The organism is uncultured Bradyrhizobium sp. (assembly GCF_936943645.1).
Classification (GTDB): Bacteria; Pseudomonadota; Alphaproteobacteria; order Rhizobiales; family Xanthobacteraceae; genus Bradyrhizobium.
On the sequence record NZ_CAKZJO010000108.1, the window covers coordinates 91,645 to 98,258 of the forward strand.

The following is a 6,614-nucleotide window of genomic DNA, read 5'->3' on the forward strand; positions in this document are numbered from 1 at the left end:
CTCCATCACCAACTGAGTATTTGAGTCCTATGGCGAAATCACAGCGCACCGCGGTCGTCCTCGTCGCAGCCGGGCGTGGACTGCGTGCCGGCGCCGGCGGGCCGAAGCAATATCGCGAGATCGGCGGCGTGCCGGTGATCTACCGCGCCATGGAAGCCTTCAGCCGCCACCCTGAGGTGTTTGCGGTGCAGCCCGTGGTGAACCCCGATGACAGCGCCATCTTCACGGCCGCGGTCGCGGGATTGAAGCACGAGCCGCCGACCAACGGCGGCGCCACCCGTCAGGCATCGGTGCTCGCCGGCCTCGAAGCGCTCGCCAGGCACAAGCCTGATATCGTGCTGATCCACGACGCCGCCCGGCCCTTCGTCTCCGCCGGCGTGATCTCGCGCGCGATCGAGGCGGCGAGCCGCACCGGTGCCGCCCTCCCCGTCGTTCCCGTCACCGACACCATCAAGGTCACCGGCGCGAGCGGCGATGTCGAGGACACGCCGGACCGCGCCCGTTTGCGAATCGCGCAGACGCCGCAATCCTTTCGTTTCGACGTCATCCTCGAGGCGCATCGTCGTGCGGCCAGGGACGGGCGCTCGGATTTCACCGACGATGCCGCGATTGCCGAATGGGCGGGATTGACGGTTGCAACCTTTGAAGGCGATGTTGCCAACATGAAGCTCACCACACCCGAAGATTTCGTGCGCGAGGAAGCGCGCCTGGCGGCCCAGCTCGGCGACATCAGGACCGGCACGGGCTACGACGTGCACGCCTTCGGCGAGGGCGACCACGTCATGCTCTGCGGCGTGCGCGTGCCGCACAGCAAGGGCTTCCTCGCCCATTCCGACGGCGATGTCGGCCTGCATGCGCTGGTCGACGCCATCCTCGGCGCACTCGCCGACGGCGACATCGGCTCGCACTTCCCGCCGACCGATCCCAAATGGAAGGGCGCCTCTTCCGACCAGTTCCTGAAATACGCCATCGAGCGCGTGACGGCGCGTGGCGGCCGCATCGCCAATCTCGAGGTCACCATGATCTGCGAGCGGCCGAAGATCGGCCCGTTGCGCGACACCATGCGTGCGAGCATCGCCGCGATCTCCGGCGTGGACATCTCGCGCGTCGCTGTGAAGGCGACCACCAGCGAGCGGCTCGGCTTCACCGGCCGCGAGGAAGGCATCGCGGCCACTGCGAGCGCCACCATCCGTCTGCCCTGGAGCGTCTAGGCCATGGGCGGCAGCGACGCACGCGCCCTCTCCCGCTCGCTGCTCGATCTGTGCCGGATGCGCAAGCTGACGATCGCGACGGCTGAGTCCTGCACCGGCGGCCTCGTCGCGGGCGCGCTGACCGACATCCCCGGCTCGTCCGACGTCATCGATCGCGGCTTCGTCACTTATTCCAACGATGCCAAGCGCGCGATGCTTGGTGTCGAGGCGGGCACGCTCGCCAATTTCGGCGCGGTCAGCAAGGAGACCGCAACCGCGATGGCGGTCGGCGCGCTGGAGCGGGCCGATGTCGATCTCGCGGTTGCCATCACCGGCATTGCAGGTCCCGGTGGCGCGACGCCCGGCAAGCCGGTCGGCCTCGTGCACTTCGCCGCTGCCGCGCGCGACGGCCGGATCATCCACCGCGAGCATCGCTTCGGCGCGATCGGCCGCAGCGCCGTGCGCCAGCGCTCCGTGGTCGAGGCGCTGCGCATGCTGATGGACCTGGCGCGCGGTCCGCAAGTCGCGGCCAAGCCGAAACGCGCCGCCGCAGTCACCCGCCTGCGCCCCCGCGTGACGCGCTCGCCGCGCCGCCATGCGGCCAAACGCCGGACGCCGCGGTCGCCGCGGGGCTGATCGCTCCGCTTAGGGTTTGCGGGCGATCACGCGGATCGCCGCCAGATTGGCGCGATGCTGCTCGAATACCCGGCGCATCCCCAGCACCCGCCGCCGCGCCGCCCGATCGCGCAGCAGATTCCTGGCGAGCCGCAAGGCGCCGATCAGGCCCTCGTCCTGCACGAGGCGCCGCGGCCGCAGCAGATGCATCGGCGCGAATTCGACCGCTTCGATCTCGAAGCCGACGCTCTCCAGCAGCCCTCTCCATCCGTCGCCGGACAAGGGACGCGCGCCGACATGGATGGCCCCGGAAAGCGCGCGGTCGATCTCCTGCCTTTGGCCAAACGGCATGTCGTCGGGTGTCACGGCGAGCTCGTGGATGCCATAGCGTCCGCCCGGGCGCAGCAGGCGGAACGCTTCGGCCGCGATGCGGCGCTTCTGCTCCTGAGTCTGCATGCTCAACATCGCCTCGCCGATTACGACCGAGGCAAAGCCTGCGGGCAGCGTCGTCTGATCGGCCGTGCCGACGACGACCGCGATATGTCCCTTCGCAGGAAGCTGGCGGCTGGTCCACGCCGCCGCCTGCGCATCGCGCTCGACGCCGACATAGCGCCGCGGACCCCGCTCCAGGATCATGCGGGCGGTGACGCCAAGGCCCGGCGCAAACTCGACGACATCATCTGCGGCGCCGATCACCAGCCCGTGCAACAGCGCGCGCGTCAGGCCAAGCCCGCCGGGGCGCAGCACGCGCTTGCCAAGCCGGGCCAGCAACCAGTGGCCTGGCATCTTGGCGACGTCGAGATCGCAGCCCGGCAGTTCGGCTGGCGGCATCGTGTGGTCCGCAATCATCTGGAATCTCCTTTGCGAGTTAGAACCGCGCCCGGATGCCGCCGTAATAGCCGCGTCCGTCGCCGGGGATGAAAGCGGCCTGGTCCGGTCGCGCCTGATCGACGATCAGGGTTGATGCGGCATAGGTCGCATTGAACAGATTGGTGATCTCGCCGAACACCGAGAAGCGATCGCTGATCCGGTATTCGCTGCGCAGGTCGGCAACCACGAACGGATCGGCAAACAGCGTGTTCATGTTGTCGACCGGCATGTGGCCCGGACTCCAGCGCACCACGCCCTCGAGCTTCCAGGCGTCGGTCGCCTGATATTGCAGGACTGCGTTGACGAGATGTGGCGGCGCGCCGGCGAGATGGTTGTTGCCGCGCAGCGGATCATTATCGAAGCGGAAGTCCTGATAGGTGTAGGCGACGCGCCCGGTCAGCCGCTCCGTCAGCCTCACGCCGAAGCCGAGCTCGACGCCGAAATGCGTGGTGCGGTCCGCATTGAACGCCGCCATCAACGCGCCGGTGGAGTCGCGCAGGCTCAAGAGCTCGTTGTCGACCCAGGAATAATAGCTGACCGCATCCCATGACAGGATGCCGGCGCGACCGCGCCAGCCGCCTTCGACCGTGGTCGCGGTCTGGGCCTTCAGATCGGGCGTCGCGAACACCGCGGCGATTAGCGCCGGATTACCCGGCGTCGGCCGTCCCGCGCTGCTGTTGGGCGTGCCGTTGACGGTCGCGAGCAGATCGTCATGCGACGGCGGCTCGAAGCTGCGGCTGACCGCGGCGAAGATGGTCTGGCCGGTCACGGGCCGGAAGGTCACGCCGAGGCTGGGGCTCCAAGCCGAATAGCTGCGCGCGTAGCTCGAGCTCTGCGTCGGCACCGCGCCGTTCGGCAGCAGCGCGGTCGGGTTCGCCGGATTGTAGGCAATCGTCGGCCGTGTCGCGTTCCGATAGAGGTCGTCATTGTCGCGCGTGGCGTAGCCATAGGCGATCGCCGGCGACACGGTGATCCGGTCCCAGACCGGCAGATTGACACCGGTATGCAGCGCAAGCGTGGTCGCATCGAGCCGGCTCTCGCCGAACTTCGCCCCGGTCTGCCCGGCCTGGTTGATGAAGTTCTCCCGGTCCGCCGATCCCACCGAATATTGCGCGGTCGTTTCCACGAGCGGCAAGGCGGCTGCGCTGTCGGGCTTGTAGGCGTAGCGGAACACGCCGGTCGCATCGTCGCCCCGCGTGGCGCGGATGCCCGAGGAGATCGGAAAGCGGAACATGTCGTCGGTGTGGGTGTAGCCGAGCGCGACGTCGAACAGATGCGCGTCGAATGTCGCGGTGGTCCGCGAGCCCGCCACGAACTGGTCGGCCTCGCGCCGCGGCCTGTCGCGCACGACGTTGGGGCCGGGATTGATCGAGGTCGATGGCGGGATGAAGGTCGGGCCGGCGAACACCTGCCGCGGATTGGCCTCCATCGCGCTCTTGGTCAGGGGGCCCGCGACGTCGAAGCCGAGATCGGTGTAGCCGATGAAGAAGCGCGTGCTGACGTTCTCGGACAGCACGGCGCCGACATTGGCGTTGAAGCTTGAGCGCTCGGAGCTGTTGTAGTCGCGAAAGCCGTCGCGGCGGCTGAAATCGGCCTGCACCAGCGCGTCCACATTGTCCTTCCTGCCGCCCGTCTGCGCACTGGCATTGATCTGTCCGAAGCTGCCGCCGGTGACCACGAGTTGCGTGCCCGGTGAGGACGATCCCGTCGGCGAGACGAAATTCAGCGCGCCGCCGAGCACGGTGGCGCCGAGCCGGTTGGCCATGTAGCCCCGATAGACCTCGATGGCCTCCGCCTGCTGCGGATTGGCAAAGCCGACGATGTAGGAGCCGTCGGCGCGATTGATCGGCAGGCCGTTCTGAAGCACCAGCAGCCCGCGCTCGACCGGATTCTGTTGCAGGCCGGAGCCGCGGATCTGGATGCGCGGCTGGTCGTTGCCGCCGAAGAAATTCTGCACCACGACGCCGGGAACGCCGCTGAGCGCGCGCGACACGGTCGGGTTGCCGGTGGGCGCGAGATCCTCGCGCTTGACCAGCGCGACGCCGCCCGCGAGCGCCTCGAAACGCTCCTGCACCGACGCCGCTGCCGTAGCGGGCGCCGTTGCCGCTTCGCGGGCGCCGTCACCGCTAAGAGGCTGCGGCTTGGCGGCCCGGCGTCGTGCTGCGACCCGCTCGCGCGAGACCAAGGCGGGCTTTGCCGCGCTCTTCGGCGCATCCACCATCACGGGATCGAGCTGGACCGCCGCGCCAGGCGTTGCCGATTGCGCAAGGCAGGCTTCACCGGCAAGCGCCGGCAGCAACAGGACCGACGCCGTCAACGACAGCCGCATCGTTCCCTGAATTTTGTTTCGTGAGCGCCCTCGCCCCGATGCAAGGTTTTTGATTGTATGTTGCACTGCAGCCCCATTGCTCTTGCGGCCGACGCGTTGGGAGCGCGAGCCGATGTCCGCGCGACGGTGCATGCCGTCGCGATCGGTCGCGAAGCTCGCCGCTGGTGCCGGGAATCTGATTGCGCTGGAGCAAATAGCGCGCAGCTTGGAATTAGTTTCGTTCCAAGCTGCAGGTTGGCCGATGTCGCCGGCGCTATGCCGCCATCAGTAGCGCGCTCGCATGGTCGAGCACACATTGCTTGACCGCACCGGCCTCGGAGGGTTTCGCCTTCGCACTGACCGTCAATTCCAGGATCGGTGCCGCGGGATTGCCGACATCGAGGACCCTCGTGACGGAGACGGTGGGTTGCGCCTGAACGTCGATGCGGGAATCGTTGCGCAGCTCCTTCAGGATGCGATCCGCGAGCGTATTGGCCGCGCCGGCCGGGACCGGAAACGCCACCTTGACCTCGCCCGTGCCCGGGTAGGCGCTGTGGTTGACGATCGCCGCGCCCCACACCTGCCCGTTGGGCAGCAGGATCTGCGTGTTGTCGGCCGCGACCAGCTCGGTCATGAACAGCGACAGCGACTTCACCTTGCCCGCCTTGCCGGCGATCTCGACGTCGTCGCCGATATGGAAGGGCCGGAACAGCAGCAGCATCACGCCGGCGGCGAGATTGGACAGCGTGCCCTGCAGCGCCAGGCCGATGGCGAGCGATGTCGCGCCCAGCACGGCAACAAGGCTCGCGGTCTGGATGCCGAACAGCTGAAGCACGGCGATTCCGACCACGGCCAGCACCCCATAGCGCACGAGACTGCCCACGAACAGCGTGACGAGCGGGTCGACGCGGTGCGTGACGCTGAGCAGCCGTGTCACGAAACGCTGCATGGCGCCGGAGAGATACCAGCCGACCGCAAGCAGCAGGATCGCGTAGATCGCGTTCAGGCCATACAGGACGAGCGAGGCTTTCAACGTGTCGAAATTGATGGTCATGGCGGCTCCAACCCGGGCAATCCGTTGAGAACGCATTGCGATGCGAAATGATCCCGGCAAGGGCCGAGGTGGAACACGGCCCGTAGGGCGGATTAGCGAAGCGTAATCCGCCTCTTTTGCCTCCGAGGCACAGATGGCGGATACGCCTTCGGCTAATCCGCCCTACGGCACACAAGCCCTTGCGTTGCCTGACGGGCAAAACACGCCAGCGGTGGGGCAATACGCGATGACGAAAATATTCGCCTTTACAGAATTTCGGCTTTGACGCATTCTCGGGCTACCTCATCCCTTGTCAGAGGGGCGTATCGCGATCGTCACGAACGTGGGGTGAGTTGCAGTGGACGCTCGTCACATCGGCGCGAAGGGTTCGCAGGGCGGGAAACCGTGAGCGAAAACCGTCGCGCATACGACCGGTGTGATTTGCGTACGGCAAAACCGTGTCGTCCTGACGCCCGGGGTCTGTGCGTCAAGTCTTGTGGTGATGTGTGTTGCCCGACCGGGCGCGCCCATCAGTCATCTGCAAGGCGACGGGGGCAATAGTGCAACGCTCCCCGGGGAGAGCACGGCATAAGCCGTC

5 protein-coding genes are annotated in these 6,614 nt (G+C 67.3%); 2 read left to right on the forward strand and 3 right to left on the reverse strand.

From position 1 onward, the window contains the following. Nucleotides 1-29 precede the first annotated feature (29 nt). Together Q0743_RS32780 and Q0743_RS32785 are read left to right on the forward strand one after the other, a co-directional pair. On the forward strand, nucleotides 30-1,211 hold the full coding sequence (locus Q0743_RS32780; protein ID WP_298245544.1) for a bifunctional 2-C-methyl-D-erythritol 4-phosphate cytidylyltransferase/2-C-methyl-D-erythritol 2,4-cyclodiphosphate synthase: 1,182 nt from the start codon (nucleotides 30-32) through the stop codon (nucleotides 1,209-1,211). Nucleotides 1,212-1,214: 3 nt separating this feature from the next. Further along, the gene (locus Q0743_RS32785) at nucleotides 1,215-1,826 is read left to right on the forward strand and encodes a CinA family protein (RefSeq protein WP_298245545.1); all 612 of its coding nucleotides are present in this window, start codon (nucleotides 1,215-1,217) and stop codon (nucleotides 1,824-1,826) included. 9 nt (nucleotides 1,827-1,835) lie between these two features. On the opposite strand, the gene Q0743_RS32790 is transcribed toward Q0743_RS32785, so the two are convergent. The 3 genes from Q0743_RS32790 to Q0743_RS32800 all read right to left on the reverse strand — a co-directional run bounded on the left by Q0743_RS32790 (nucleotide 1,836) and on the right by Q0743_RS32800 (nucleotide 6,037). Next, nucleotides 1,836-2,654 carry a class I SAM-dependent methyltransferase gene (locus Q0743_RS32790; protein ID WP_298245546.1) on the reverse strand — a complete coding sequence of 273 codons (819 nt, stop codon included), beginning with the start codon at nucleotides 2,652-2,654 and terminating at the stop codon, nucleotides 1,836-1,838. Nucleotides 2,655-2,673: 19 nt separating this feature from the next. Continuing rightward, complete coding sequence (locus Q0743_RS32795) at nucleotides 2,674-5,004, reverse strand: TonB-dependent receptor (RefSeq protein WP_298245547.1); 2,331 nt, start codon at nucleotides 5,002-5,004, stop codon at nucleotides 2,674-2,676. 253 nt (nucleotides 5,005-5,257) lie between these two features. After that, nucleotides 5,258-6,037, reverse strand: a complete 780-nt coding sequence (locus Q0743_RS32800) for a mechanosensitive ion channel domain-containing protein (protein WP_298245548.1) — start codon at nucleotides 6,035-6,037, stop codon at nucleotides 5,258-5,260. Nucleotides 6,038-6,614 lie beyond the last annotated feature (577 nt).

Bases quoted from the DNA above. Each gene is read 5' to 3' on its own strand.
- Q0743_RS32780 (WP_298245544.1), top strand. From the start codon at position 30: ATGGCGAAATCACAGCGCACCGCGGTCGTCCTCGTCGCAGCCGGGCGT.
- Q0743_RS32785 (WP_298245545.1), top strand. From the start codon at position 1,215: ATGGGCGGCAGCGACGCACGCGCCCTCTCCCGCTCGCTGCTCGATCTG.
- Q0743_RS32790 (WP_298245546.1), bottom strand. From the start codon at position 2,654: ATGATTGCGGACCACACGATGCCGCCAGCCGAACTGCCGGGCTGCGAT.
- Q0743_RS32795 (WP_298245547.1), bottom strand. From the start codon at position 5,004: ATGCGGCTGTCGTTGACGGCGTCGGTCCTGTTGCTGCCGGCGCTTGCC.
- Q0743_RS32800 (WP_298245548.1), bottom strand. From the start codon at position 6,037: ATGACCATCAATTTCGACACGTTGAAAGCCTCGCTCGTCCTGTATGGC.